This window comes from Roseovarius carneus (assembly GCF_020141465.1).
Taxonomy (GTDB): domain Bacteria; phylum Pseudomonadota; class Alphaproteobacteria; order Rhodobacterales; family Rhodobacteraceae; genus Roseovarius; species Roseovarius carneus.
In genome coordinates, this window is the sequence record NZ_JAHSPD010000001.1 from 2,714,140 (window position 1) to 2,740,892 (window position 26,753).

At 62.2% G+C, this 26,753-nt stretch carries 27 protein-coding genes; 9 read left to right on the forward strand and 18 right to left on the reverse strand.

Going from position 1 to position 26,753, the window contains the following annotated elements; all coding sequences use genetic code 11:
• Positions 1-87: 87 nt before the first annotated feature.
• From nuoF to KUD11_RS13500, 11 genes are all read right to left on the reverse strand, one after another.
• On the reverse strand, positions 88-1,383 hold the full coding sequence (gene nuoF / locus KUD11_RS13450; RefSeq protein ID WP_109384214.1) for an NADH-quinone oxidoreductase subunit NuoF: 1,296 nt from the start codon (positions 1,381-1,383) through the stop codon (positions 88-90).
• Between the two features lie 4 nt (positions 1,384-1,387).
• Positions 1,388-1,621, reverse strand: coding sequence for a DUF5337 family protein (locus KUD11_RS13455; RefSeq protein ID WP_109384213.1), 234 nt, complete (start codon positions 1,619-1,621; stop codon positions 1,388-1,390).
• 40 nt (positions 1,622-1,661) lie between these two features.
• The gene (locus KUD11_RS13460) at positions 1,662-2,342 is read right to left on the reverse strand and encodes a hypothetical protein (RefSeq protein WP_109384212.1); all 681 of its coding nucleotides are present in this window, start codon (positions 2,340-2,342) and stop codon (positions 1,662-1,664) included.
• A gap of 43 nt (positions 2,343-2,385) precedes the next feature.
• On the reverse strand, positions 2,386-3,573 hold the full coding sequence (locus tag KUD11_RS13465) for an NADH-quinone oxidoreductase subunit E (protein WP_109384211.1): 1,188 nt from the start codon (positions 3,571-3,573) through the stop codon (positions 2,386-2,388).
• A gap of 81 nt (positions 3,574-3,654) precedes the next feature.
• A complete protein-coding gene (locus KUD11_RS13470; protein ID WP_146190816.1) occupies positions 3,655-4,290 on the reverse strand; it encodes a hypothetical protein in 636 nt (211 codons plus the stop codon).
• Positions 4,291-4,370: 80 nt separating this feature from the next.
• A complete protein-coding gene (locus KUD11_RS13475; RefSeq protein WP_109384209.1) occupies positions 4,371-5,612 on the reverse strand; it encodes an NADH-quinone oxidoreductase subunit D in 1,242 nt (413 codons plus the stop codon).
• On the reverse strand, positions 5,612-6,223 hold the full coding sequence (locus tag KUD11_RS13480; protein WP_109384208.1) for an NADH-quinone oxidoreductase subunit C: 612 nt from the start codon (positions 6,221-6,223) through the stop codon (positions 5,612-5,614). The genes KUD11_RS13475 and KUD11_RS13480 overlap by 1 nt, the downstream gene beginning before the upstream one ends.
• A 26-nt stretch (positions 6,224-6,249) precedes the next feature.
• On the reverse strand, positions 6,250-6,783 hold the full coding sequence (locus KUD11_RS13485) for a NuoB/complex I 20 kDa subunit family protein (RefSeq protein WP_109384207.1): 534 nt from the start codon (positions 6,781-6,783) through the stop codon (positions 6,250-6,252).
• Positions 6,774-7,139, reverse strand: coding sequence for an NADH-quinone oxidoreductase subunit A (locus KUD11_RS13490; RefSeq protein WP_109387791.1), 366 nt, complete (start codon positions 7,137-7,139; stop codon positions 6,774-6,776). The genes KUD11_RS13485 and KUD11_RS13490 overlap by 10 nt, the downstream gene beginning before the upstream one ends.
• Positions 7,140-7,488: 349 nt before the next feature.
• Complete coding sequence (locus KUD11_RS13495) at positions 7,489-7,626, reverse strand: thioredoxin domain-containing protein (protein WP_224380248.1); 138 nt, start codon at positions 7,624-7,626, stop codon at positions 7,489-7,491.
• A 25-nt stretch (positions 7,627-7,651) separates the two neighbouring features.
• Positions 7,652-8,287 (reverse strand): glutathione S-transferase family protein, encoded by a 636-nt coding sequence (locus KUD11_RS13500; protein WP_109384205.1) that lies wholly within the window; start codon positions 8,285-8,287, stop codon positions 7,652-7,654.
• 241 nt (positions 8,288-8,528) lie between these two features.
• Here KUD11_RS13500 and KUD11_RS13505 point away from each other — a divergent pair, with 241 nt between their 5' ends.
• The gene (locus KUD11_RS13505; protein WP_109384204.1) at positions 8,529-9,152 is read left to right on the forward strand and encodes an OmpW/AlkL family protein; all 624 of its coding nucleotides are present in this window, start codon (positions 8,529-8,531) and stop codon (positions 9,150-9,152) included.
• A gap of 106 nt (positions 9,153-9,258) precedes the next feature.
• Here KUD11_RS13505 and KUD11_RS13510 read toward each other — a convergent pair whose 3' ends face one another.
• From KUD11_RS13510 to KUD11_RS13520, 3 genes are read right to left on the reverse strand one after another with little or no spacing between them, the layout of a single operon-like run.
• The gene (locus KUD11_RS13510; RefSeq protein WP_109384203.1) at positions 9,259-9,585 is read right to left on the reverse strand and encodes a hypothetical protein; all 327 of its coding nucleotides are present in this window, start codon (positions 9,583-9,585) and stop codon (positions 9,259-9,261) included.
• Between the two features lie 4 nt (positions 9,586-9,589).
• Positions 9,590-10,783, reverse strand: coding sequence for a DegT/DnrJ/EryC1/StrS family aminotransferase (locus KUD11_RS13515; RefSeq protein WP_109384202.1), 1,194 nt, complete (start codon positions 10,781-10,783; stop codon positions 9,590-9,592).
• Positions 10,784-10,837: 54 nt separating this feature from the next.
• Complete coding sequence (locus tag KUD11_RS13520) at positions 10,838-11,515, reverse strand: HAD-IA family hydrolase (RefSeq protein ID WP_109387789.1); 678 nt, start codon at positions 11,513-11,515, stop codon at positions 10,838-10,840.
• 145 nt (positions 11,516-11,660) lie between these two features.
• On the opposite strand from KUD11_RS13520, the gene glmU reads away from it, so the two are divergent.
• Positions 11,661-13,016 carry a bifunctional UDP-N-acetylglucosamine diphosphorylase/glucosamine-1-phosphate N-acetyltransferase GlmU gene (gene glmU / locus KUD11_RS13525; protein ID WP_109384201.1) on the forward strand — a complete coding sequence of 452 codons (1,356 nt, stop codon included), beginning with the start codon at positions 11,661-11,663 and terminating at the stop codon, positions 13,014-13,016.
• A complete protein-coding gene (gene glmS / locus KUD11_RS13530; RefSeq protein WP_109384200.1) occupies positions 13,016-14,839 on the forward strand; it encodes a glutamine--fructose-6-phosphate transaminase (isomerizing) in 1,824 nt (607 codons plus the stop codon). Before glmU ends, glmS begins: the two co-directional genes overlap by 1 nt.
• A gap of 1 nt (position 14,840) precedes the next feature.
• Here the strand turns inward: glmS and KUD11_RS13535 are convergent, their stop codons facing one another.
• A complete protein-coding gene (locus KUD11_RS13535; protein WP_109384199.1) occupies positions 14,841-15,152 on the reverse strand; it encodes a hypothetical protein in 312 nt (103 codons plus the stop codon).
• 139 nt (positions 15,153-15,291) lie between these two features.
• Here KUD11_RS13535 and moaA point away from each other — a divergent pair, with 139 nt between their 5' ends.
• The 3 genes from moaA to KUD11_RS13550 are packed head-to-tail and all read left to right on the forward strand — an operon-like array spanning position 15,292 to position 18,631.
• Positions 15,292-16,299 (forward strand): GTP 3',8-cyclase MoaA, encoded by a 1,008-nt coding sequence (gene moaA, locus KUD11_RS13540; protein WP_109384198.1) that lies wholly within the window; start codon positions 15,292-15,294, stop codon positions 16,297-16,299.
• The gene (locus tag KUD11_RS13545; RefSeq protein WP_109384197.1) at positions 16,299-17,597 is read left to right on the forward strand and encodes a 3-deoxy-D-manno-octulosonic acid transferase; all 1,299 of its coding nucleotides are present in this window, start codon (positions 16,299-16,301) and stop codon (positions 17,595-17,597) included. The genes moaA and KUD11_RS13545 overlap by 1 nt, the downstream gene beginning before the upstream one ends.
• On the forward strand, positions 17,594-18,631 hold the full coding sequence (locus KUD11_RS13550) for a glycosyltransferase family 4 protein (protein WP_109384196.1): 1,038 nt from the start codon (positions 17,594-17,596) through the stop codon (positions 18,629-18,631). Before KUD11_RS13545 ends, KUD11_RS13550 begins: the two co-directional genes overlap by 4 nt.
• A 24-nt stretch (positions 18,632-18,655) precedes the next feature.
• Here the strand turns inward: KUD11_RS13550 and KUD11_RS13555 are convergent, their stop codons facing one another.
• Entirely contained in the window at positions 18,656-19,816 is a 1,161-nt protein-coding gene (locus KUD11_RS13555; RefSeq protein WP_109384195.1) for a M20 aminoacylase family protein, read from the reverse strand.
• Positions 19,817-19,828: 12 nt separating this feature from the next.
• Positions 19,829-21,529, reverse strand: a complete 1,701-nt coding sequence (locus KUD11_RS13560; protein ID WP_109384194.1) for a dipeptide ABC transporter ATP-binding protein — start codon at positions 21,527-21,529, stop codon at positions 19,829-19,831.
• 238 nt (positions 21,530-21,767) lie between these two features.
• On the opposite strand from KUD11_RS13560, the gene KUD11_RS13565 reads away from it, so the two are divergent.
• Genes KUD11_RS13565 through KUD11_RS13575 form a run of 3 tightly spaced genes read left to right on the forward strand, consistent with a single transcriptional unit; the run spans position 21,768 to position 25,416 of the window.
• Positions 21,768-23,474 (forward strand): peptide ABC transporter substrate-binding protein, encoded by a 1,707-nt coding sequence (locus KUD11_RS13565; protein ID WP_109384193.1) that lies wholly within the window; start codon positions 21,768-21,770, stop codon positions 23,472-23,474.
• A gap of 60 nt (positions 23,475-23,534) precedes the next feature.
• Positions 23,535-24,542 carry an ABC transporter permease gene (locus KUD11_RS13570; protein ID WP_109387787.1) on the forward strand — a complete coding sequence of 336 codons (1,008 nt, stop codon included), beginning with the start codon at positions 23,535-23,537 and terminating at the stop codon, positions 24,540-24,542.
• Positions 24,535-25,416: an ABC transporter permease gene (locus KUD11_RS13575; protein WP_224380249.1), complete on the forward strand. Its 882-nt coding sequence runs from the start codon at positions 24,535-24,537 to the stop codon at positions 25,414-25,416. Before KUD11_RS13570 ends, KUD11_RS13575 begins: the two co-directional genes overlap by 8 nt.
• 50 nt (positions 25,417-25,466) lie before the next feature.
• On the opposite strand, the gene KUD11_RS13580 is transcribed toward KUD11_RS13575, so the two are convergent.
• Entirely contained in the window at positions 25,467-26,747 is a 1,281-nt protein-coding gene (locus KUD11_RS13580) for a DUF3422 family protein (RefSeq protein ID WP_109384191.1), read from the reverse strand.
• Positions 26,748-26,753: the final 6 nt, after the last annotated feature.

The following is a 26,753-nucleotide window of genomic DNA, read 5'->3' on the forward strand; positions in this document are numbered from 1 at the left end:
CCATCCGGCAGAGGATTTGGTGTTCCGCGACCAGCGCGCCGCGGGCGGATGCCACGCGCAGGGCCGGCATGAGATGCAAAGCGCGTTTCATTCCGCCGCCACGGCGCTCACGCGCCCTGTCCGCTTGTGCTTGATCCGGTCCTCAATCTCATCGCGGAAATTGCGGATCAGGCCTTGGATCGGCCAGGCCGCCGCATCACCGAGCGCACAGATCGTGTGGCCCTCCACCTGCTTGGTCACGTCGAGCAGCATGTCGATCTCCTCGACCTCCGCATCGCCCGTCACCAAGCGCTCCATCACCCGCATCATCCAACCGGTGCCCTCGCGGCAGGGTGTACATTGCCCACAGCTCTCGTGCTTGTAGAACTTCGCCAGACGCCAGATCGCCTTGATGATGTCAGTGTCCTTGTCCATCACGATCACGGCAGCGGTGCCAAGGCCCGACCGCTGCTCGCGCAGATAGTCGAAATCCATGATCGCATCTTTCATATGCTCGCCGCGAATGCACGGCACGGAGGACCCGCCGGGGATCACCGCCTTGAGATTGTCCCAGCCGCCGCGAATACCGCCGCAATGGGTCTCGATCAGCTCCTCAAACGAGATGCTCATCGCCTCTTCCACCACGCAAGGCGTATTCACATGGCCCGAGATCGCAAAGAGCTTCGTGCCCGCATTGTTCGGACGGCCAAAGCCCGCAAACCACTCAGGCCCCCGGCGCAGGATGGTGGGCACCACGGCAATCGATTCGACGTTGTTCACGGTGGTCGGGCAGCCATAAAGCCCCGCGCCCGCCGGGAATGGTGGCTTCATGCGCGGCATGCCCTTTTTGCCCTCAAGGGACTCCAGCAATGCCGTTTCCTCACCGCAGATATAGGCACCCGCGCCATGCACCAGATAGATGTCGAAATCCCAGCCAGATTTGCAGGCATTGCGGCCCACAAGACCCGCCTCATACGCCTCGTCAATCGCGTGCTGAAGCGCCTCTTTCTCGCGGATATATTCGCCCCGGATATAAATATAACACGCATGCGCCTGCATCGCGAAACTGGCGATCAGACAGCCTTCGATCAGCGTATGGGGATCATGCCGCATGATCTCGCGGTCCTTGCAGGTGCCCGGCTCGGATTCGTCGGCGTTGACGACCAGATAGCTGGGCCGCCCGTCGCTTTCTTTCGGCATGAACGACCATTTAAGGCCGGTGGGAAAGCCTGCGCCGCCACGCCCACGCAGGCCGGACGCCTTCATCTGGTCCACGATCCAATCACGCCCGTTTTGCAGGATCTTCGCGGTGCCATCCCAATGGCCGCGCGCCTGCGCGCCCTTCAGGCTACGATCATGCATCCCATAAAGATTGGTAAAGATACGGTCTTGGTCTTTCAGCATCGCATTAATGCCCCTGATTGTTCTGGCGCGCGCGCCACGTCTGATAGATGAGCCACAAGGCCCAGACGAACCCGGCCAGCGCCGCAAGGTCGATCAGCGCCAGAAACCGCGTCTCCAGCCCAACTGCGCGACCCACAAGCAGGCCGATGACCCAAAGGACACCCGTACCCGCAATGACAAGCGAGGCCCGCTGCCCAGTCTTGTTTGCATCCGCCTTGTTTGCATCCGTCTTTGCCACGTGGCTCACCTAATCCTTTTTCCGCGCCCGTTCGAGGCGCTTAGTAAACGTCACCGCCCTCGACACGTTTGGAGAAATCCGTCTCTCCGCCCGCCGCGAGGACTTTGGCTTGTGCGACCCATTGATCCCGGCTCACACGGCCCTTGAACCCTTCGAGGTTTTGATCGACCCAAGCGATCTCATCAGCGGACCAGCCAGCGATTTGATCGAAATGGTAGAACCCAAGACTGTTGCACAGTTTCTCAAGTTTGGGGCCAATCCCCTTGATTTCCTTCAGGTTATCCGCCTTGCCGCCCCGCGCCACTTTGAGCGCTTCGGGACGCTTACCGCCCGCCGATGGTGCAGGCTCAGCTTTGGCTGGCTTTGCTTTGGGCTTGGCCGCTTTTGGTGCCGCTTTGGGTTTTGCCGTTTTCGGCGCGGCGGCCTTGGGCGAAGCAGCAGCTGCTACAGGGGCTGCCGCAGAAGCCACCACCGTGGTCGTAGGTGCCGCGCTCGCGCTCGCACTCGTGTTGTTGGCCACAGCCGGACCCCGGCTCGCGCGACAAAAGATCACCGAAAAGAGCAGGCCAGCCACCGCAAACGCAACCGCGCCCACGCCAACTGCCGCCACAAGGCGCTGGTCGCCCACGGCCCACATCATAACGCAGGTCAGAAAGCCGACACCGGCAGCCATTGCCCAGCAACCAATCTGGCATTGAAATCCGTCATTCATATCACTCATGGGGTGTCTCCCTATGCTTCACCCGGGTGCGCCATTATTGTTTTCATTCGTACACGCCCCCCTTCTTCGCGCGCTTGGCGAACTCGGTCTCGCCCCCGCTTGCCAAAATATCGGCCTGTGCGACCCAATCATCGCGGCTTACACGGCCCTTAAATCCTTCGAGGTTCTGATCGACCCAGGCGATCTCGTCACCGGACCATTTCGAAATCTGGTCAAAGTGGTAAAAGCCCATGGAATTGATGAGCTCTTCCAGCTTCGGCCCCACGCCTTTGATCATCTTGAGATCATCCGCCCCGCCTTTGCGCGGCGCTTTCATCACGCGGGGTTTCTTGCCCGGCCCCTCAGATTTCGCAATCGGCTTTGTGGCCTTTGGGGTCTTGGCCTTCTCCACATCCTTCGGCTTCGCCTTGGATTTCGCCGCAGCCCCTTTGGCCGCATCGGCATCCGACAGGCGCGCCGTCCCGATCGCCGCAGGCGTCGCGCGCAGCTTGACCGATGGCGCGGCGGGCTTGTGCATCGCGCCATGGGTGGTCCACGGCGTCAAAAGCGGCACTTCGCTGCCGTCGATCCGCTTGATCGTATCGTTGAGGTCGGTCGCCGCCTGTGCGCTGGCGTTATATTTGGCGTGCCCGCTATCGAATTCCTTGAGGCTGGTCAGACCCGTGATCGGCTCAGCGGCGAAGCGCCCGTTTTGCGGGCCGGGCGCAGGGATCTTGCCTGCCGCCATCTCGTCAATGATTTCGCCCATCCGCGCGGCAGTCAGGTCTTCATAATAATCCTTACCGATCTGCGCCATCGGTGCGTTGGCACAGGCCCCGAGGCACTCAACCTCCTCCCAGCTGAACTTGCCATCGGCGCTCAGCTCATGGGGGTTTGGCGCGATCTTCTCGCGGCAAACAGCAACCAGATCCTCGGCCCCGCAGATCATGCAGGACGTTGTGCCGCAAACCTGAATATGTGCAATTGATCCAACCGGTTGCAGCTGAAACATGAAGTAAAAAGACGCCACTTCAAGACCCCGGATATAGGCCATGCCAAGCATCGCTGACACACCTTCAATCGCCGGGCGGGTCAGCCAGCCTTCCTGCTCCTGCGCGCGCCACAGCAAAGGTATAATCGCGCTGGCCTGACGGCCTTCGGGATATTTCGCGATCTGACCCTCGGCCCATGCCTGATTTGCAGGGGTGAAGGCGAAAGTTTCGGGTTGTTCGTGATAGAGGCGACGAAGCATTTTGCGCCCTCTCCTATGCCGTGGCGCGGGGGGTGCCCGCACCTGAAATCATTATCGCGCCGACGCGCAGGGCGGCGGCGCTCAACTGCACGGCCCCCATACAAGGATCAGCGTTTTCTCATAGCCGTAATAGATCACTTCGCCCTCACTCACGAGGGCTTCGATCACCACATCGGTGCGCGCAGGATCAAGCCCCGCCTGGCTCACCAGAAGGTCTTTGTCACGCACACCCACGCGACATTCATTGCCCGCCATGAAGGCGACAAACCCAGCGCGCGTTTCGGGGATAATCGTGGCGGCCAGCTCTTTTGCGCGGTCACAAAATTCTGCCGTCACCTCGATCCGGTCCGCACTTACGCTCAGCTCATCATGGCGCGCCATCTCATCGGCCAAAAGGGCCATTTCATTAGGATTAACGCCATATGCGCCCATCACGGAGGCAAGGCCTTCGGTGCTGCGCGCGCAGGTCCCGTCGCTGGCAATCGCTGCCAGAAAGCGGTTGTGGCGCGTAGGCTCCGGCCCACCTTGGCAGACAGCGCTGCGCAGCATCAGGCCATCGCCCGCCTGTACCGCCTCATTAGAACCAAGAAGTGCTTCGACCACTGCCGCCCGCTCGCCCGCATCCGCAAAACCAGCAGCGGTCAGCGCGGCATCGGCGTTGGTCACGACGCAGGTCTGTGCGCGCAACGCATCGCGCGCCATCTCAACGCGTGCCACATCCGGTATGCCGGCATCAACAGCCAGTGCAGGTGCCCCGATGCTAGCCGCAACAGCAAAACATATGGCGCGCGCGCCTATCATCGGTCGATTTCTCCGAACACCACATCCATCGTGCCGATAATGGCCGCCACATCAGCAAGCTGATGGCCGCTGGCAATATAATCCATCGCCTGCAAATGCAGGTATCCCGGCGCGCGGATCTTGGCGCGATAGGGCTTGTTGGACCCATCCGAGACTAAAAACACGCCAAACTCACCCTTCGGGGCCTCGACTGCCGCGTAAACCTCGCCAGCTGGCACGTGGAAACCTTCGGTGTAGAGTTTGAAATGGTGGATCAGGGCCTCCATCGAGGTTTTCATATCCCCCCGGCTGGGCGGTGTGATCTTGCCGCGCGCAAGGACGTCGCCCTTGCCCTCCGGCGCGCGCAGTTTTTCAATCGCCTGATGGATGATCGAGATGGATTGGCGCATCTCCTCCATCCGGCAGAGGTAGCGATCATAACAGTCGCCATTCTTGCCAATGGGGATTTGGAAGTCGAATTCATCATAACATTCATAGGGTTGCGCCCGGCGCAAATCCCATGCCATGCCGCTACCGCGCACCATGACGCCGCTAAAGCCCCAATCGAGCGCGTCTTGCTCGGACACAATACCAATATCGGCATTACGCTGCTTGAAGATGCGGTTTTCCGTGAGCAACCCGTCAATATCGCCAAGGACGCGGGGGAAATCCTTCGCCCATGTCTCGATATCGTCGATCAGATCCTCGGGCAGGTCTTGATGCACACCACCGGGCCGGAAATAGGCCGCATGAAGCCGCGCACCGCAGGCCCGCTCATAAAACACCATGAGCTTTTCGCGCTCCTCAAAGCCCCAAAGCGGCGGGGTCAGAGCCCCCACATCCATGGCCTGAGTGGTGACGTTGAGCAGGTGGCTCAGGATGCGGCCGATCTCGGAATAAAGCACCCGGATCAGCGAGGCGCGGCGCGGCACTTCAACACCCGTCAGCCGCTCAATTGCCAGGCACCACGCGTGCTCTTGGTTCATCGGAGCTACGTAATCCAGCCGGTCAAAATAAGGCAGGTTTTGCAGGTAGGTGCGGCTCTCCATCAGCTTTTCGGTGCCACGGTGCAGAAGGCCAATATGCGGATCACACCGCTCGACAATCTCGCCATCAAGCTCAAGCACCAGCCGCAAAACCCCATGCGCCGCAGGGTGCTGCGGACCGAAGTTAATGTTGAAATTACGGATTTTCTGCTCGCCCGTCACATAATCGCGCGAGCCGTCATCATAGGTGTTGTTGCGAATGTCGCCGTCCATCAGCCCTTCGCCTCCTCTTTCTTCTCATCACCCGGCAGGATGTATTCGGCCCCCTCCCAAGGGCTCATGAAATCAAACTGGCGGTATTCCTGCACAAGGCTCACAGGTTCATAAATCACCCGCTTTTGCGCCTCATCATAGCGCACTTCGGTATACCCCGTCGTCGGGAAATCCTTGCGCAGCGGATAGCCGCGAAACCCATAATCGGTGAGGATGCGGCGCAGATCAGGGTGGCCTGTGAAAAGGATGCCAAACATATCAAACACCTCACGCTCGAACCAGTTGGCCGACGGGTGCTGGGATGTGATTGAGGGGACCATATCCTCCTCGCGCACAAATGTGCGCAGGCGGATGCGGTGATTTTGGTACATGCTGAGGAAGTGGTAAATCACCTCGAACCGCTTGGCGCGCTCTGGGTAATCAACCGCCGTGATATCCACGAGCGTAGAGAACTGGCAGCTACGGTCGGTCTTGAGAAACTCCACAAGCCCGCAAATGTTGGACAGCGCCACATCAACCGTCAGCTCGCCATGCGCCACGGCCCAACTCAACACGCAATCCTCGCGCTTGAGCTCAATATGCGTGCCCAATTCGTTCAGCGCATCACTCATATCTTAATCCCCCTTATCGCCGGGCCCTAGCGGACCAAAGTGCCTGTGCGGCGGATTTTGCGTTGCAGCTGCAAGATGCCATAAACCAGCGCCTCGGCGGTGGGCGGGCAACCGGGCACATAGATATCGACCGGGACGATCCGGTCACATCCACGCACTACGGAATAGCTGTAATGGTAATAACCGCCACCATTGGCGCAGGAGCCCATGGAGATGACATAGCGCGGCTCGGGCATCTGATCGTAGACCTTGCGCAAAGCGGGCGCCATCTTGTTGGTCAGCGTGCCTGCCACGATCATCACATCCGATTGGCGCGGGCTCGCGCGTGGGGCAAAGCCAAACCGCTCCACGTCATAGCGCGGCATGGCGGTATGCATCATCTCGACCGCGCAGCACGCAAGACCAAAGGTCATCCAGTGCAAGCTGCCTGTGCGCGCCCAGTTAATGATATCCTCTGATGATGTCAGCAAGAACCCCTTGTCCTGCAATTGCGCATTGAGGTCCTGCGTCGCGACCTCACGGTCCGCGCCAGCATGATTGGCGCCAACAGCTACTCCCATTCGAGCGCTCCCTTCTTCCATTCATAGGCAAAGCCGATGGTCAACACGCCCAGAAACACCATCATCGACCAGAACGCCGTCATGGAGATATCCTGGAACGCCACCGCCCACGGGAAAAGCATTGCGATCTCCAGATCGAAAATGATGAAAAGGATCGCCACGAGGTAGAACCTCACGTCGAACTTCATCCGCGCATCATCAAATGCGTTGAATCCGCATTCATACGCGCTGACCTTTTCAGGGTCCGGGCTGCGTACCGCGATGATCACTGCGGCCAGAATGAGAACAAGACCAAGCCCTATGGCGATGGCCAAAAACACGAGAATTGGGAGGTATTCCCTCAACATCTCTTCCAAGAGTGGCTCCTTAATCTGCGCCCGGGTCTGCACATATGGCAGACCCGGGCGGTCAAGTGGCAAAATTGACTGATCTACATCTATCTCTGCCCTATGGCAGGGTCAACCGCGCGAAGGCCGATTTGCCTCCCCTTTTGCACGGTGTCATATCGCAAAAAAACCGATGCATCCGACATGCATTGCCGATTGTGAGGCCTGCGCAGCACATGGCACATTTGAACGCGGTCAGGTGCGGCAATCGCGCCACCAGCCCGCCAAATGGCCCCGATCAGTCTGCCTTGGACCAGCTTCGCGCGCCGCGCAAAAAAGGCCGTGATCCCCTCGCGCGCCTCCGGCCCTTCCCAGCAGGTCAAAGCGTCAGGAGTTCCGGCCCGCGCAGCGTCTTGTCAAACGGCATCTCAGCCACACGGAACGGCACGCCCATTTCTTTCAACAGCCACAAAACGCGCATCGAACAGCTTTGCGGCACATGGTATAGTGTGATCATCTCAGGGTCCTTTTCCGCGCATGTCTCAGGCGCTTAAATCTGGTCGCGTGCGCGTGGTGGCGTCGCGCGCGCCTGCGGCCTCATACCACCGTGTCAGCGCACGGCGCCTTCGCAAAGCAGCACTCCCCTCCGGCACATGGGCGAAATACTCCAGCATTGGCAGCAGATGACAAGACGCAAGGCAGATCACCTCAGGCCTCAACACAAGCCCCTCGGCGGCAATCTCCTCCAGCGCATCCAGCACAGCCTCTGCGGCCTTAAGCCCCTTGTCCACCTGCGCCAGATCGCCCTCATTACCCGCATAAAACCCGTGCGAGAAAACCTGCCGCACCAAGGGCCAATAGCCATAGGCGTCCACCAGCCCAATCACCTGCCGCATCCGGGCCAGCGCGCGGGGTGCCTCAGGCGTCATACGCCCCCCGGCCAACTCCGCATTAACGTAGTCCAAGATCGCCGCCGTCTCCCAAAGGCGAAATGACCCGTGCTCCAGAACCGGCACGCGCCCGAAGGGCTGCAACGGGATCAGAGCCGCAAGGCCCTCTGCCGTGAACGGATCCAGATCGACGACATCAAAGGCCGCTCCCGCCTCGGTCAGCGCAAGCCGCGCCGACCAAGTGTAGACGCTGTGGCGGTATCCCGTAAGCCGCAACGGCCCACTCATTGCGCCACCAGCGGTAAATCCGCTGCCGCCCCTTCCTCGCAAAGCCCCTCAGGACGGACGGCGCGGATGGCAGGATAGGCCATAATCTGCCTGTAAAGCTGGCGTTTCGACATCATCAAAAAGCCTCCTGACAGGGCGCTTGATCCAGATCAAGTCCCAAAAAATCTATCATTTGACGTGAATCAAAGCCCCTCCCCGCAAGCCGTTTTAGCAAGGAGGCGGAAACACAAAGGGACACATCATGAAGACAGCCACTCCCCCCCTCGCGCTCGCCGCCGGCATCGCCATTGCGGCCCTCGCCAGCCCTGCCTCCGCCACCGACAAGGGCGATTTCACCCTTGGCTTCGGCCTTGGCCTCGTATCGCCACAGGCGGGCAACTCGACCACCACGGTGGGCCAGATCAACGTCGATGATAACATCCGCCCGACGCTGACATTCGAGTATTTCGTCGCTGACAAAGTCGGTGTCGAGGTGCTGGCCGCGTGGCCGTTTGAGCATGACATCAACCTCGTGGGAACAGGCCGCGTTGCCAAGACCAAGCACCTGCCACCCACAGTCTCGATCAAATATCACTTCGCCAACCAATCCAGCATCACACCCTTCGTCGGCGTTGGCCTCAACTACACACATTTCTTCGATGAAAGCGGCGTGGGTACGCTTGCCGGGGCCAATGTCAGCATCGACGACAGCTGGGGTGTAGCCGCCGTGGCCGGTTTGGATTTCGCCATCTCCGACCGTGGTGCTCTCCGCGCCGAGATGCGGTATATCGACATCGAAAGCGATGTGAAAATCAATGGCGCGACTATCGGCAAGGTCAAGATTGACCCGGTTGTCCTTAACGTCGCCTATGTTCTTAAATTCTGAGACAGGCACCGCGCGGAGCGACCTGCGCAACATATAAACTCCTGGCCGCCTTTCGGGGCGGCCTTTTGTATCTGGGGCTGGCAGGCAGGGCATGACGGCTGAAACCTCAGACCTGCCCCAGCCGCGCCTCAGGACAGCCTGCATCGCCCCCATGCACCAGCCATCCCACCCGGTTGACGTGATATTCACGCCGCGTGGGCGCACAAAGCGGCCCACAGGCCACGACGATCCAGATCCCCACATCGCCGGGAAAGGCCACACAATCTGTCATCTCGCCCCCCGTCTCGGCGGCATAGAGTGCTGCGTAGTGGTTGATTACATCCGTCTCGGTGATCGTTATCGCAAGATAGCCCATTCGCAATCCATAGGCCCCGGCCCCTAGGGCCATGATGCAAAGAGGTGCCCAGATGAGCCAGCGCATCGGTCCCTGCATCCGCCTATTGCGCCTGATAGACCGCACCCACCTCAGCCCGGATGATCCGGGCAATCTGCGCGCAATCCTCAAGGCTGAACGTGAGCGGCAGGCGCATATCGACGATGCCTTTCAGCACCCGGTCAGTCGCGGGCATCGCCTCCGAGGGCGCATAACGCCAGCTGTCATAGCGGCTGGTGAACCCCGCAGGCTCTGCGCCGCCGAACCATTTCAGCTCCACCCCCCGCTTGAGGCACCGCGCCAGCACTTCGCTGATACGCGCGCTTGGCCAATCAAGCAGCAGGAACTGAATCGACGATCCGACAAATGTCTCCTCAGGCGGACGCGTGGTCAGGCACAAGCCCGGCGTGCCGCTCAGCCCCTCCTCCACCACGCGGTAGCGCGCATTCCACTTGTCGCGCTGCGCATCCAAGTTGCGAAGCTGCGGCCGCAGGATCGCCGCACGCAGATTATCCATCCGCCCCGAGACATTGGGCGTGGTGTATTTCACCTCGTCAAACGCGGCCTCTGGCGGGGGTGTGCCGTGGCGCCCGTAGAGCATGTAAGACCCCGAGAGCATGATCGCACGCGCGGCAATCGCATCATCATCGGTCACGAGAAACCCGCCCTCGCCCGCGTTGATATGTTTGTAGGTCTGCATGGAGTAGCAGCCAACCACCCCCTGCCGCCCCGACGGAATACCGCGCCACGCAGCCCCCATCGTGTGGGCGCAATCCTCGATCACCAAGACCCCCGCCGCATCACAGATCGCCATCAGACGATCCATATCCGCCAGATGCCCGCGCATATGGCTCAGCATCAGAACGCGCGCCAGGCCGGCCTTGGCCTCCAGATCAGCCAGATCAATGGTCAGATTCTCGGTCACACCGACGAAAACAGGCGTGGCACCTACGGCGGCAATCGCCCCGGGGACAGGGGCAAGGGTGAAGGCATTGGTCAGCACCTTGTCCCCCGGCCCGATCCCCACCGCGCGCAATGCCGCCCCCATCGCATAGCCGCCCGACGCCACCGCCAACGCATATTTCGCGCCAACAGACGCTGCGAATTCCTGCTCCAGAAGCCCCACCTCACCCACCTCACCGGGGCCAAGGTTATAGCGGTGGAGCCGCCCGCTGCGCATCACGGCGATGGCGGCCTCGATCCCTTCTTCGGGGATGGGTTCCTGCTGGGTGAAATTGCCTTGAAAAATCTCTGTCATGGGGAATGTTCTACGCCGGTTGCGCCTCTGGTCAATGAAATTGCTCCGCGCAGATTAGCCGATCAAGCGCCGCACAGCGTCTGGCAGCTCCTCAAAATGACCAATCAACGCCTCGGGCTGCAAAGCGGCCATATCGCCCCCGGCAGGCCCGAAGGTGACAAGGATCGACGGCACGCCCGCCGCGCGCGACGTCTCGCGGTCCGTCACCGTATCCCCCACCAGAAGCGATCTCGCCGGATCGCCGCCTGCGCGCCGCACGGCCTCCACCATCGGCGCGGGGTCGGGCTTGCGCGTGGGTAAGGTATCAGCCCCGATCAAAGCGCCAAAGGCCTCCAAGGCCCCCATCCGCTCCATCAGGATGCGCGCCAAATATTCTGGTTTATTGGTGCAAATGGCGACCTTATAGCCTTGCGTTTTCAACGCCTCGACCGTCTCCATCGCTTGCGGGTAAAACCGCGTGTGCACCGCAATCGCCTGCGCGTAATGCTCCAAAAGCGGCTGATACCACGCATCCAGAATCGCCGCATCAGCAGGCCGGCCCAAACGCTCAAGGCCGGCGGTGAGCATCGCCCGCCCCCCGCGCAGCGCCGTGCCCGCATCGCGCGCGGCGTCGAGCACATCGCCCTCGCCATCGCCCAAGCCCATGTCGCGAAAACACGCATTGGCAGCGGCCAGCAAATCGCCGCTTGTATCGGCCAAAGTGCCATCAAGATCGAAAACAACCGTGCGCATGCCTGCCCCCTTTTCCCGCCCAACTGGGCGCTTTTCCGCGCAAGCCTGACACATACGGCAATCTTCTTTGATCGGCCGCCCGCTTGCGCGCGCTGTGTCAGCAGATAGAAGGGGTGAGATTTGATTACAAACGAGAATCCAAAAAATGGGCATAGCTTTGATCATTCTCGGTGCGGGCAAAGGCACCCGTATGCACTCAGACCTGCCCAAAGTGCTGCATCCCATCGCAGGCGCGCCGATGCTGGTTCACGCGATCCGCGCCGGGGCCTCCTTGGAGCCCGCACGCTGCGTGATCGTGGCCGGGCACGGCGCTGAGGCGGTGACAAAAGCCGCCGAAGACTATGAGCCCGCAGCCCAGATTGCCCTGCAATCCGAGCAGCTTGGCACGGCCCATGCTGTTGCTCAGGCGCGCGATTTGCTGAAGGAGCACGAGGGCGACGCGCTCGTGCTTTATGGCGACACGCCTTTCATTCAGCCCGAGACGCTGGAGCGGATGGTGGCCGCCCGCGCCGTGCATGACCTGGTCGTGCTGGGCTTTCACGCTGCCGATCCGGGCCGTTACGGACGGCTGGTGATGGCGGGCGACACGCTGGAGCGGATTGTGGAGTTCAAAGACGCCACCGAGGCGGAACGCGCGATTGATTTTTGCAATTCCGGCGTGATCGCCTGCGACAGCGCCACGCTTTTTGACCTGATCGACGCGGTGGGCAACGACAACGCGGCGGGCGAATATTACCTCACCGACATCATCGCCATCGCCCGCGCGCGCGGCCTGAGCGCCACGGCGGTGGCCTGCGACGAGGCCGAGACGCTGGGCGTGAATTCCCGCGCGGAGCTGGCACAGGCCGAGACCCTCTTTCAGGCCCGCGCCCGCACGCAGGCGATGGAGAACGGCGTGACGCTTCTGGCCCCAGAAACGGTGTTCTTTGCCTTCGATACCGCCATTGGCCGCGACAGCCTGATTGAGCAAAATGTCGTCTTCGGCCCCGGTGCCACGGTAGAATCCGGCGCGCATATCCGCGCGTTCAGCCATCTTGAGGGCTGCCATGTCTCGCGCGGCGCTATCGTCGGGCCTTACGCGCGGCTGCGTCCAGGGGCGGAACTGGCCGAGTATGTGCGTATCGGCAACTTTGTTGAGATCAAAAACGCCGTGCTGGAAGCGGGCGCGAAGGTGAACCACCTGAGCTATATCGGCGATGCGACCGTTGGGGCCGATGCCAATATCGGCGCGGGCACCGTGACGTGCAATTATGACGGTGTGATGAAGCATCATACCACAATTGGCGCACGCGCCTTCATCGGGTCGGACACGATGCTGATCGCCCCGGTGAACGTGGGTGATGATGCGATGACAGGCTCCGGCTCAGTGATCACGCGCGACGTGCCCGACGGCGCTTTGGCCATCGCGCGGCCCGAACAGGTGACCAAGCCGGGCATGGCGCGCAAATTGTTCGATATTCTAAAGAAAAAGAAGGCAAAACAGGCCAAAGGGGCAGAATAATGTGCGGAATTGTAGGGGTTCTAGGGCAGAATGAAGTAGCACCTTTGCTGGTTGAGGCGCTTAAACGGCTTGAATATCGCGGCTATGACAGCGCCGGGATTGCCACGCTTAACGACGGTCATCTCGACCGCCGCCGCGCCGTGGGCAAGCTGGTGAACCTCAGCGATCTTTTGGTGCATGACCCGCTGGCGGGCAAGTCCGGCATTGGCCATACCCGCTGGGCCACGCATGGCGCGCCGACGCTGACCAACACCCACCCGCACCGCGCAGGCCCCGTGGCCGTCGTACATAACGGGATCATCGAGAATTACCGCGAGCTGCGCGCCGAGCTGGCCTCCGCCGGCATCGCCTATCACACCGAGACCGATACCGAGACGGTGGCCCTTCTGGCACAGCACCATCTCGACAAAGGGGCCTCGCCGGAAGAGGCCGCTCGGGCTACCATAGCGCAGCTTGAAGGGGCCTATGCGCTTTGCTTTCTGTTCGACGGCGAGGATGACCTCCTGATCGCCGCACGGCAAGGCAGCCCGCTTGCCATCGGCCACGGGGATGGCGAGATGTTCGTAGGCTCCGACGCCATCGCGCTTGCCCCGTTGACAGACCGTGTCACATATCTCGAAGAGGGCGATTTCGCGGTGCTGACCCGCACCAGCCTGCGGATCACCGATGCGCAAGGCACGCCCGCGACCCGGCCCATGCGCCAGACCCATATTGACAGCGCCCGTGTGGACAAGGCAGGGCATAAGCACTTCATGGCAAAGGAAATTGCCGAGCAACCCACGGTGATCTCCGAGGCGCTCGGGGCGTATCTAAATGGTGAAAATGGCACGATCACCCTGCCCGAAGGCGGTATCAATTTTGCAGGGCTTGAGCGGATCACGATGGTCGCCTGCGGCACCGCGTATTTCGCCTGTGTGACCGCCAAATACTGGTTTGAGCAGCTTGCCCGCCTGCCTGTCGAAGTGGATGTGGCTTCCGAGTTTCGCTACCGCGAGCCACCGATCACCGAGGGCACAGCCGCCCTTTTTGTAAGCCAATCGGGTGAGACAGCCGACACGCTGGCCGCGCTGCGTTATTGCGAGGGCGAGGCGGACATCATCCTCTCGGTGGTCAATGTAGACGAAAGCTCCATCGCGCGCGAAAGCGATCTGGCGCTGCCGATCCATGCAGGCACCGAAATCGGTGTGGCCTCCAGCAAGGCGTTCACCTGCCAGCTTACCGTGCTCTTGCTCTTGGCGCTCAAGGCCGCCCATGCGCGCGGGCACCTGAGTGAGGACGGTCTGCGCGCATATCTCGTCGCGATGCGCAGCCTGCCGGGGATGCTGAACGAGGCGCTGGGGATCGAAGAGGACGTGCGCGGCCTGAGCCAGGAGCTATCGAAGGCGACAGATGTGCTCTTTCTGGGCCGTGGCCTCATGTACCCTATGGCGATGGAGGGCGCGCTAAAGTTAAAGGAAATCAGCTATATACATGCAGAAGCTTATGCATCTGGTGAGCTGAAACATGGACCCATCGCTCTCATCGACGAAAAGATGCCTGTGGTCGTGTTCGCACCCAAGGACGCGCTCTTCGACAAGACCGTCTCCAACATGCAGGAGGTGATGGCGCGCGGTGGAAAGATCATCCTGATCACCGACGCGGCGGGCGCGAAGGATGCAGGCGACGGGACGTGGCAAACCATCATCATGCCCACGATTGACCCAGTTCTGGCCCCCATCCTCTATGCGGTCCCGGCGCAGCTTTTGGCCTATCACACCGCCGTGGCCAAGGGCACGGATGTGGACCAGCCTCGCAATCTCGCCAAATCCGTGACGGTCGAATAACTCAGCGCGTCTTGAAAACCTGCATATCTGGCAGCCCGGTCAGAGGGGCCTCCACAAGGCGCAGCGCCGCCAGAGACATCTGGCTGCATGCCGTTGCAGGGGGCTGAGCGGAATGAGATCTACACTCACCAACCTGCCCTTCACCATATAAACAGCGCGCCCCCTTTGTAGGCACATCAACAAAGCGCGTCTTCATCCAGAAACCCGGCTCTGTCGCCGCCCCGAGCGAGGCAATGGTCCGCCCAATCTCGACGCTGCCCGCAGTCTCTTGCGCCTTTGCGCGGTCCGAGGCGGGGTCAAAAGCGATATGCATTTCATAAATGCCCGACTAAAGCGTTTCGAGAAAAACCTGCGGTACTGTTTCTTTCAAAACGCTTTAAGCCGCCAAATCAGGCATCGCAATCACAAGATCATACTTGCGAGACCGCGCCCCGGCGCATACCTTAATTCTCATGACAGTCCCATTGATTGACCCTTTCCAGCGCGCGATCAGCTATCTGCGCGTCTCCGTGACAGACCGCTGCGATTTTCGCTGCGTCTATTGCATGTCCGAAAACATGACGTTCCTGCCGAAAAAGGAGCTTCTGACGCTGGAGGAGTTGGACCGCATGTGCAGCACATTCGTCGGGCTTGGCGTGGAAAAGCTGCGCATTACCGGAGGCGAACCCCTTGTGCGGCGCGAGATTATGACGTTTTTCAACGCCATGTCGCGGCATCTGGAAAGCGGCGCCCTGAAGGAGCTAACCCTGACCACCAATGGCAGTCAGCTAGAGCGGTTTGCAGATGATCTCTACGCCGCTGGCGTGCGCCGGATCAACGTCTCGCTTGACACGTTGGATGAGCAAAAATTCGCAGATATCACCCGCTGGGGCCGCCTTCCGCAGGTGCTGCGCGGGATTGATGCGGCGCAAAAAGCCGGAATGCGGGTCAAGATCAACGCCGTGGCCCTCAAGGATTTCAACGAGGCGGAGCTTTTCACCATCACCGAATGGTGCGCTGAGCGCGACATGGACCTCACTTGGATAGAAGTCATGCCGATGGGCGATATTGGGAATGAGGACCGTCTGGATCAATACTGGCGGCTGTCGGATCTGCGGCGCACGCTGGGCGAGCACTACACCCTCACCGACCTGCCAGAACGCACGGGCGGGCCCGCGCGATACGTCCGGTTGGAAGAAACCGGGCAGAAGATCGGCTTTATCACGCCTCTCACGCATAATTTCTGCGAAAGCTGCAACCGCGTGCGCCTCACCTGCACCGGCGAGCTTTTCATGTGCCTCGGCCAAGAGGATATGGCCGACCTGCGCGCGCCTTTGCGCAACTACCCCGCCGATACGGCCCCCTTGGAGGACGCGATCCGCGAGGCGATCTCGCGCAAGCCCAAGGGCCATGATTTCGACTATTCGCGGCAAACGGTCGATGGCCGCGTCACCCGCCATATGAGCCATACGGGCGGCTGATGTCCGCTCTAGCGCGGCCGACGCTTTTGTTGCGCATTTATGGCGGGCTGGCCACCGCACTTGCCCCGCTGGCCTATACCCGCATCAAGACAAAGCTGCGCAGTCACAGCATTGATCCGGAACGCTTTTCCGAACGGATGGGCCATCCCGGCCTGCCGCGACCCGCAGGGCGGCTGATATGGTTTCACGCGGCCTCCGTGGGCGAAAGCCTGTCAGTGCTGCGCTTGATCGAGGAGATGGGGAGCGCCCTGCCGGACGTGCATTTCCTGCTCACCTCCGGCACGGCAACCTCTGCCGAGATTGTCGCACGCCGCCTGCCCACGCGCACCCAGCATCAGTTCGCCCCGCTCGACAGCGCACGCGCCATGGCGCGGTTTCTGAATCACTGGCGCCCCGATGCGGGCGTGTTCGTCGAGAGCGAGCTTTGGCCCAATATGCTGCGCAGTGCGGCGGCGCGAGGGGTGCCGCTGGCGCTGATAAATGCCCGTATCTCGGACCGCTCCGCGCGCAATTGGACGCGGGCGGCAGGCACGGCGCGCAGCCTCATGGGCCTCTTCCGGATGATCCACACGCAAGACGCGCGCACCGAGCGACATTTGCGCGGACTGGGCCTGAAACACGCCAAGATGGGCCAGAACCTCAAGTCCTTTGCAGCCCCTCTGCCGGTGGATGAGAACGCGCTCAGCGCCATGCAGGGCGGGCTCTCGCATCGCCCGCTTTGGGTGTTCAGCTCGTCCCACCCCGGCGAGGAGGAGATTGCGCTGCGCGCCCACGCCGCCCTTTTGGCCGCGCATCCGGATCTCCTGCTCATCCTTGTGCCCCGCCATCCCGAACGTGGTGGCAATATCGCCCGATTGATCGCGGATCGGGGGATGCAGACCGCACGGCGCAGCCTTGGTGCGATGCCGGGCGCGGAGGAGGCGGTCTTTCTGGCCGACACTCTGGGCGAAACCGGGCTTTGGTATCGACTAAGCCCGATTGTCTGCTTGGGCGGCTCCTTCACCCCCGTGGGTGGGCACAACCCGTATGAGCCAGCGCATTGCGGCGCAGCCATCCTGCACGGCCCGCTTTATGCCAATTTCATAGGGGTTTACGCAGAATTGCACCGAGCCAAGGCGGCGATGGAAGTGCAGGATGCAGGGGCGCTGGCGCAGGCCGTTGGCAGGCTTCTGAGCAGCGCCGACGCACTGAAAAATCTGCAAAGCGCCAGCACAAGTTTTGCCGCCATACAGGCAGATGCGCTGGGGCACATGGCCCGCGATCTCTGCGCCGCGCTGGAGCTTGCGCCCCCGCCATGACGGATGTGATCGTCACCAATTTCAACCGAAATTTCACTGGTGTCTCGGCCACCGCTGCGGGCGTGCTGCGCGCGCAGGCCCAAGGGCTCGACGTGGCGCTCTGCGGCTATCCCCTGCCCGGATGCCCCGCACCCATCACAGTGCGGCAGGCCCGAGCAGCCAGCCGCACAGCGTCTGAGCGGTTCACAATCTGGCATGTGCGGCGCAACACCGAAATGCGCGCAGCCCTCTGGGCGCGCGATGTGCTGCGCCTGCCGATCAAGATCGTGTTCACCTCAGCGGCGCAGCGGCGGCACTCGGCCTTTCCCCGCTGGCTCATCTCGCGCATGGATGCTGTGATCGCGACCAGCGCGGCAGCGGCGGGCTTTGTCCCGCATATCCGCGCCGTTGTCCCGCATGGCGTTGATACAGAGCAGTTTTATCCGGCGAGCAACCGCGCCGAAGCATGGCTTGAGACCGGATATCCCGGCCGGTTTGGCATCGCCACGATTGGCCGTATCCGACCGGAAAAGGGCACAGACCGCTTTGTCGAGGCGATGCTGCACCTGCTGCCGATGCGGCCCGAGGCGACAGCCCTCGTGATCGGGCGCGCAGGCAGTGCGGATACTGCATTTTTGCAGGGGCTTAAGGATCAAATCGTGATGGCGCAGCTGCAAGATCGCATCCTCTTTCCCGGTGAAATTGCGCCCGAGGCGCTGCCAGCCTTGCTGCGCGGCCTTGGGGCCGTGGTGCAGCTGCCGCGCTATGAGGGGTATGGGATGGCACCGCTGGAAGGCATGGCGAGCGGCGTACCGTTTGTGGCGAGCGATGCAGGGGCTTACCGACAATTCTCGGGCCAAGGGCGCGCCGGGCTGATCGTTGATCCAGACCTCTCAGAAGGTGTGGCCGAAACGCTGAGCGCGCTGATGGACGACCCAGCACGTCATGCCAAAATGGCCCGCGCCGCGCGCGCGGATGCCGAGACCTCCTTTAGCGTCGAGGCGGAAGCGGACGCGATCAACGATGTTTATGACGCGCTCTGGTCCGAACCTTGATCGGGGCCTTGGTCAGGGCCTTGATCAGGCGGGCAAACGCCGCTCAACCAGCTCTGCCCACCAGCTACAACCCATTGGAATCACGTCGTCATTGAAGTCATACTCGGCATTATGCACATTCGCCGTATCACCATTTCCGACGAGAATATAAGCGCCCGGACGCTCCTCCAGCATATACGCGAAATCCTCGCCCCCCATGACCAAAGGCGCCTCGGCACATGCGCCTGAGACGGACCGCGCCACATCGGCCACAAACGCCGTCTGCTCGGGGTGGTTCACCATGACGGGGTAGTTGCGATTGTAATCCAGCCCCGCCTCGCCCCCCATCGCAGCCCCGATATGGGCACAAATCGCACCCATCCGCGCCTCGGCCAGATCGCGCATTTCCGCGCTCAGCGTGCGCACCGTGCCTTTGAGCAGAACGCTGCCCGGGATAACGTTATAGGCCTTTGAGCTGCTCTCGATCGAGGTGACGGAGACGACAATCTCCTCCGTCGGATCGGCGCTGCGGCTGGCAATCGTTTGCAGCATGGTGATGAGCTGTGCCGACATCACGATGGGATCGACCGTGGTGTGGGGCTTGGCCGCATGCCCGCCGCGCCCAGTGATGGCGATCTCAAACACATCCGTCGCGGCAAAGAACGGCCCTGGACGGATGGCGAAACTGCCCGCTGGCATACCGGGCCAATTGTGCATGCCGTAGACCTCCTCAATCCCGAAATCGGTCATAAGCCCCGCGTCACACATGACTTTCGCACCGCCGCCACCCTCCTCGGCGGGTTGAAATATCACCACAACAGTGCCGGAGAAATTGCGCGTCTCGGCCAGATATTGCGCGGCCCCCAGAAGCATCGCGGTGTGCCCATCATGCCCGCAGGCATGCATCACACCGGGCGTGGTCGAGGCATACGTCGCCCCTGTCGCCTCCTCAATCGGCAGGGCGTCCATATCCGCGCGCAGGCCGATCACACGGCCCGCACCGCCGTTTTTGCCATGGATCACGCCCACTACACCGGTCTGTGCGAGGCCCGTCACAACCCTGTCGCAGCCAAAGCCACGCAGCTTATCCGCGACCAGAGCGCCCGTGCGGTGCGTGTCAAATAGAAGCTCAGGATGCGTGTGAATATCGCGCCGCCATGCGGTGATAGCGTCGTGGAGTTCGGCAAATCGGTTTTTGACGGGCATGGGGCGGCTCCTTTAATCCGTTGCTACAAGATGGCCGGGCGCGGGCTGCTTGTAAACTGGCGCGGCGGGGCTTTGGCCGCGCGGCAGGGTGGGCGCGCTGCCCGGTGGGGCGGGGGTGGCGTCAAGCGCGCTCGCGGCCAGAAGGCGCTTGGTATAAGCGTGCTGGGGCGCGTTCAACACACGCTCCGCCGGGCCGATTTCCACGATGCGCCCTTCCGTCATCACCGCGATCCGGTGGGCGATCTGGCTGACCACGGCCAGATCGTGGCTGATGAAGAGATAGGCCAGCCCAAGGCGCTTTTGCAGGCGCTGCATAAGGTGCAAAACCTCACCCTGCACATGCGTATCAAGGGCGGACACGGCCTCATCCGCCACGATAAGCGCGGGCTCCAGAGCCAGTGCGCGCGCAATGGCGACGCGCTGGCGCTGCCCACCGGAGGCTTGGTGCGGATAGCGCGCCATGAGATCAGGGGGCAGGTCCACTTGCGCAAAAAGGCTTGCGATCGTGGCATTGTCCGCAAGGTGGCCATAATTTTGCAAAGGCTCGGCCACTTGGGCCGCCAGCGTGCGGCGTGGATCAAGACTTCCCATCGGGTCCTGAAACACCATCTGCATCTGGGCACGTGCCGTGTGAAGAGCGCGAGCACCAAGGCCCAAAATGTCGCGGCCCTCAAGCTCAACGCACCCCCCCGATACCGGGCCAAGCCGCAAAATGGCCCGCGCGACCGAGGATTTCCCGCTCCCCGATTCGCCGACAAGGGCCAGCGTCTCACCGCGCGCGATATCAAAGCTCACGTCATGCGCGGCCCAGAGGCACCTACGCCCGCCCATGCCCCCATGTAAAATCCCCGTCCCAGCAGGATAGCGCACAGCCAGCCCGCGCACCGACAGCGCGCCCGCGCCCAGCGGCGGCGCGCCCAGCCCATATGCGCGCCCCGGCATCGCGTCGACAAGCGCGCGAGTTTTGGCATGAGCGGGCCGTGCCAAAACCGTATCGACCGGCCCCGTCTCCACCACCCGGCCCGCGTCCAGAACCGCCACATTCCCGCCCATCCGTTGCGCCGCCGCCATGTCATGGGTCACAAACAAAAGCGCCAAACCCTTTTCGCGTCGCAGGCGGCCCAAGAGCGCCAGCAGCGCCGCGCGCAGGCTGGCATCCAGCGCGCTGGTCGGCTCATCCGCGATGAGAAGGCGCGGGGCTCCTGCAAGCGCGATGGCGATCATCACTCGCTGCCGCAGTCCGCCCGAAAGCTGATGGGGGTATTGCGCCATTATCACTTTTGGATCAGGCACCTGACACTCGGCCAGAAGACTCTCGGCCCGCGTCTGCGCCGCCCGCCCACGCAGGCCGCCATGCAGGTGCAGCGCCTCGCGGATCTGCGCCCCTATGCGCAGCACCGGGTTCAAAGCCGCACTCGCGTCCTGAAACACCATGCCCACATCACCACCCCGCAGCACGCGCAGGTCAGCCGCACTCATCTCGGCTATATCGCGCCCGTCCCAGAGCGCGCGACCTGCGGTTACCTGCGCCCCGCGCGTCTCGTCCAGCCGCAAAATCGCCCGCGACAGCGCTGATTTCCCCGCCCCCGACGGACCGATCAGCGAAAGCATCTCGCCCGCCCCAATCTCCAATGACACACCACGCAGCACATGCAGCCCTGCACCATAGCGCAGGCTCAGATCGCGCAAGGTTAAAAGAGCCTGATCGGGCACGTCCAGAACCTTAAAAACAAGGGATTATCCATCAGGTTAGGCCGAGCGTGCGGGCGATGTCAAACCCGGTGGATGAATAAAAATTCAATAAAAACAAAACAAACTATCATTTTAATATAGTTTTGCTTAAGTTTAGCCTACGCTAGCATCGCCATGACTGAGGCTCTTGTGTCGTCGCCTGAGCCTCGTTTTCGCGTGATGCGTCTGGACCTGTATTGTTAAAGATGGATTATTTGTAATGCTCCTACGCTCCCTTTGCGTATTTTCCGCCACACTTACCGCGCTGGCGGGTCCTGCGCCTGCATCCGAACAAGGGCGCGACGGCACACTCAAAATCCTCTACTGGCAGGCCCCGACAATCCTGAACCCGTATCTCAGCGGCGGGATCAAGGATATCGAGGCCGCGAGCCTCGTGTTGGAGCCTCTTGCGCGCTATGGCCCGGACGGGATGATGCGGCCTTGGCTCGCAGAGGAAATCCCCACAATCGCCAATGGTGGGGTCAGCCCGGATCAGCGCAGCATCACATGGCGGTTGAAGGCGGGCCTCACATGGTCCGATGGCAGTGCGGTCACAGCGGAAGATATTCGCTTCACCCATGCCTATTGCACCGCCCCAGGCGGCGGGTGTTCACAGGCAGATAAGTTTCGCGGGGTGGTGGATGTGGACGTGCTCGACCCGCGCACCGCACGTGTGACCTTCGACGCCGCCCGGCCCAACCCTTATGGCCCCTTCGTCGGACCACAAGCGCCTATCCTGCAAGCCGCGCAATTCAGCGCCTGTCTGGGCCCAGCAGCCCCCGGCTGCACCGAGGCCAATTTCGCACCGATCGGCACCGGCCCCTTCAAAGTCGTGGATTTCCGCCCCGGCGATGCGGTGCAATTCGTGGCCAATCCGGGATACCGCGAGCCGGGCAAGCCCGCCTTTGCGGATGTCACGTTCAAGGGCGGCGGCACCCCGGCGGCGGCGGCGCGCACCGTTCTGGAGACCGGTGAGTTTGACTATGCGTGGAATCTGCAACTGCGCCCGGAGATGCTCAGTGCCATGGAGGCGCGCGGCACCGGCCGTATCACCGCCGCGTTCAGCACGCTGGTGGAGCGGCTGGCGTTCAACCTCAGCGATCCCGATCCCGCGCTCGGCGAGGCCCGCTCGACCGTTGCCCATCCCCATCCGGTGCTGAGCGACGGGGCCGTGCGTCGCGCGCTCGCGATGGCGCTGGACCGGCCCGTGATGGTCGAGATCGGCTATGGCGCGTCGGGCCGCACCACCTGCAATATCATCCCTGCACCGCCCGCCTTTGCGTCGGATGCCAATGAGGATTGCCTCGCGCAAGATCTCGACGGGGCGCGCGCAGCGCTCGATCAGGCGGGCTGGACCGATAGCGATGGTGACGGTGTGCGCGACAAGGAGGGCCGCGCGCTCAGCCTTGTTTTGCAGACTTCCACCAACGCCGTGCGCCAGGATTTTCAGGTGTTGATCAAGGAATGGTGGCGTCAGATCGGCGTAGAAACGGAGCTGCGTAATATCGAGCCTTCGGTCTTTTTTGGCGCTGATCCCAGTAGCCCGGACACGTTCCAGAAATTCTACGCCGATGTGCAAATGTTTGCAGGCGCCTCCGATGGCACGGACCCAGAAGGATATCTGAGCACGTGGTTCTGCGGACGCGCGCCCTCGCCTGAGAACCAATGGCAGGGGGCCAATATCAGCCGCTGGTGCGATCCGGCGTTTGACGCGCTCGGCGAGGAGTTGTCCGCAACGGGCGGCCTTGAGGCGCGCGCGGCCCTTGCCCGCCGCATGAACGATATGCTGGTGCAAAACCATGTGGTGTTGCCTTTGGTGGACCGGGGTCGCGTCTCGGCCCACACGCTGAGCCTTGGCGGGGTTGAGGCCAACGCATGGGACAGCGAGCTTTGGAATATCGCGGATTGGACCCGCCTGCCCGGCTAGAGTGGTTTGCCAAGGCGCGCGCACATGCCTAGGCTGCGCGTGTCCAGTCAAGGCGTTATGATGCTTCGCTATACTGCCCGCCGCCTCTTCTTTGCGCTGCCCACGCTTCTGGCAATCTCGCTGGTGGTGTTCGCGTTGCTGGAGCTTGCGCCGGGTGATCCGATGGCGCAGCTGCCGCAAACCATCTCGGCCGAGGTGCGCGCGCAGATGCGTGAGGCGCTGGGGCTCGGCGAGGCCGCGCATATCCGCTATATCCGCTGGCTCACCCAGCTTGCCGTGGTGGAGCCGATGGTGGGCATCGACGCGCTCTTCGGCACCGCACTCTCGGAGGGCGCGCCCCGCCTGCTTAGCTGGCAAACCCGCGCGCCGGTGATGACCCTTCTGGGCGAGCGGTTGCCGCAAACCCTCATCGTGGTTGGACTGGCTTATGTGATCGGGGTGCTTGTGGCGATCCCGCTGGGCGTCTGGTCCGCCTATCGGCGCGGTGGCGCGTTTGACCGGGCGGCCACAGGGGCGGCCATGCTGGGCTATGCGGTGCCGCCGTTTTTCTCGGGCGCGGTGCTGATCTGGCTTTTCGCGATCACGCTGGGCTGGCTCCCGTCCGTCTATGACACCACCCTCGTGGTGCGCGACTGGGACAGCCTTCTGGCGCAGATGCGGCAGATGGCCCTGCCCGTCCTCGTGCTCAGCCTACAGACAACGGCCCAGATCAGCCGTTATATGCGCGCCGCCATGCTCGACGCGCTGGGGCAGGATTATATCACTGCCGCGCGCGCACGCGGCGCGCCTGAGGGACGGGTGCTGAGGGCTCATGGCTTGCGTAATTCGCTTATTCCAGTGATCAGCATCGTGGCGGTGGGCGCGCCGCAAATCTTCGCGGGCGCGATCGTGACCGAACAGATTTTCGGTGTGAACGGCATAGGCGCGCTTCTGGTCAGCTCGGTTCAGGCCACGGATATTCCCACCATCATGGCCATCACCATGGTTCTGGCTACGCTCATCGTGGTGTTCAACCTTCTGGCCGATCTCGCTTATGGCTGGCTCGACCCGCGTATCCGCTATGACTAAAGCGTTTCGCGAAAAACCTGCATCACAGCTTTTCGCGAAACGCTTTAGGGGCGCGCGCATCGCTCTGTGGGGGCTGGGCCTTATCGCCTTGGCCGTGCTTCTCGGTCCGCTCCTTTGGCCACTGGAGGCCGGAGCGATAAACCTCTCCGCCCGCAACCAAGGCAGCAGCCTCGCGCACCCTTTAGGCACGGATCAGCTGGGCCGCGATATGTTCGCACGGCTCTTGGCGGGCGGGCGTGTTTCGCTCGCGGTCGGGCTGGCCGCGATGATCTTGAGCGTGGCAATTGGCGCGGCTGTCGGGGTGGCGGCGGGCATGGTGCGCTGGCTCGACGGGCCCTTGATGCGGCTCACTGATCTCTTTCTCGCGCTGCCGCTGCTGCCGCTCCTCTTAATCGCCGTGATGCTCTTTCGCGCACCACTCAGCGCGGCGTTCGGCCCCGAGATCGGGATTTTCATCCTCATCACCGGCGCGATTGGTGCGACCAGCTGGATGGGCACGGCCCGTATCCTGCGCGGCGATGTCATGGCGCTGATGAGCCGGGATTTCATCACCGCCGCCCGCGCCAGCGGCACACGGCGCGGCGCCATGGCCATGCGGCATATCCTGCCCAATGTCGCCTCGGCGCTCACCGTGTCGGCCAGCCTCGGCGTCGCGGCGGCCATCCTCACCGAAAGCGCGCTCAGCTTTCTTGGCCTCGGCTTTCCGCCCGATTTTCCCACATGGGGGCGGATGCTTTTTGATGGCACCGAAAGCCTCGCCAGCCACCCGGGCCGCGCGCTTTGGCCGGGGGCGATGATCACGGCTGTGGTGCTTTGTGTCACTGTGCTGGGCGACAGCCTGCGCGATCTGGCCGATCCGCGCGGCGCGCCCTAGAGCGTGTCGCGTTTAACTGGATTCAATTGGACGCGACATGCTCCAGCCCGTCACTCGAGGTGCTTGCGCACCCGCCGGATCGCCCACCAGACAAGACCGATAATAGGCAAGGTCACCCCCGCCGTCACCAAGCCCTTGCTGACCCCCATCGCGACCGCTGCCGGGTCCAAGAGATAGACCGCGAGCGACACCGCATAATAGCTGATGGCGACAACCGACAGCCCCTCGACCGTGCGTTGCAGGCGCAGCTGCGCATCCGCGCGCCGGTCCATACTCTCCAGCAAGGCCTGATTCTGCGCCGAGCGTTCCACATCCACCCGCGTGCGCAAAAGGTCCCCCGCCCGCATCGCCCGGTCCGCCATCGCCCTGAGCCGCGCCTCGGTGCTGGAGACGGTCCGCATCGCAGGCGTATAGCGCCGTGACATGAATTCCTCGAATGTCTGCCGTCCCTCGAACCTTTCCTCACGGAGCACTTCGATCCTCTGGGTCACGATTCCCTCATAGGCATGGGTCGCCGAAAACCGGAAAGACGCGTCCGAGACCATCGCCTCAAGCTCCGCCGAGACCTTCAAAAGCCCCTTGAGCGTATCCTCCGGCGGATGCTCCCCGCTGCTCATCTCCGCAATCAGACGGGTGAGTTCCCCGTCAATCCGCCCCATCCGGCCAGACATCTCCCCCACCCGCGCAAAGCCGAGCATCGACATGGTCTTGTAGGTCTCAATCTCACACAGGCGCTGCACGATCCGCCCCATCCGCCGCGCGCCTATATCTTTGTCCGCACTTACGGCAAAGCGCGAATGACCCGCCGCATCAATGCGAAAATCCCCCGCCACCACCGCCGCATCATCCAGAACCCGCGCCACCGCCACGCTCTCACCCACAAACCAATCCGATATCGCGCGGCTCAGCGTGCTTTCCGCCCCCCGTGTCTCCACCCGGATCAAGGCCGAGGTGATGCGCGCGCCGGGGGCCTGCTCCAGCCATTCGGCGGGAAACACCTCGAAATCACTGGGGTCAAACGCCCGCTCGGGCAGATGCTCGATGAACACGGTATAGGTCACAAACTCGGTATGGCTCTCCCATTTCAGGGAATGCTTGCCGATCTTGCCAAAGTAATGATTGCCCTCTGGCGATGGATGCGCCGCCCCGAACCGGTCCAGCAGATCCAGAAGATGCGCCCGGTCGGCCCCCCGGTCCCGCGCCGCCGCGCGCTCGGGCTGCTTGATGGCCAGAAACACCGCCGTGCAAGGTGCCGACAGCGATGGAAAAGGCCGCGCATGAAGCTCGTTGGCCAAAGCGTAACGCAGCGGGTGATCGGTCAGTGGCAGCATGGTCTA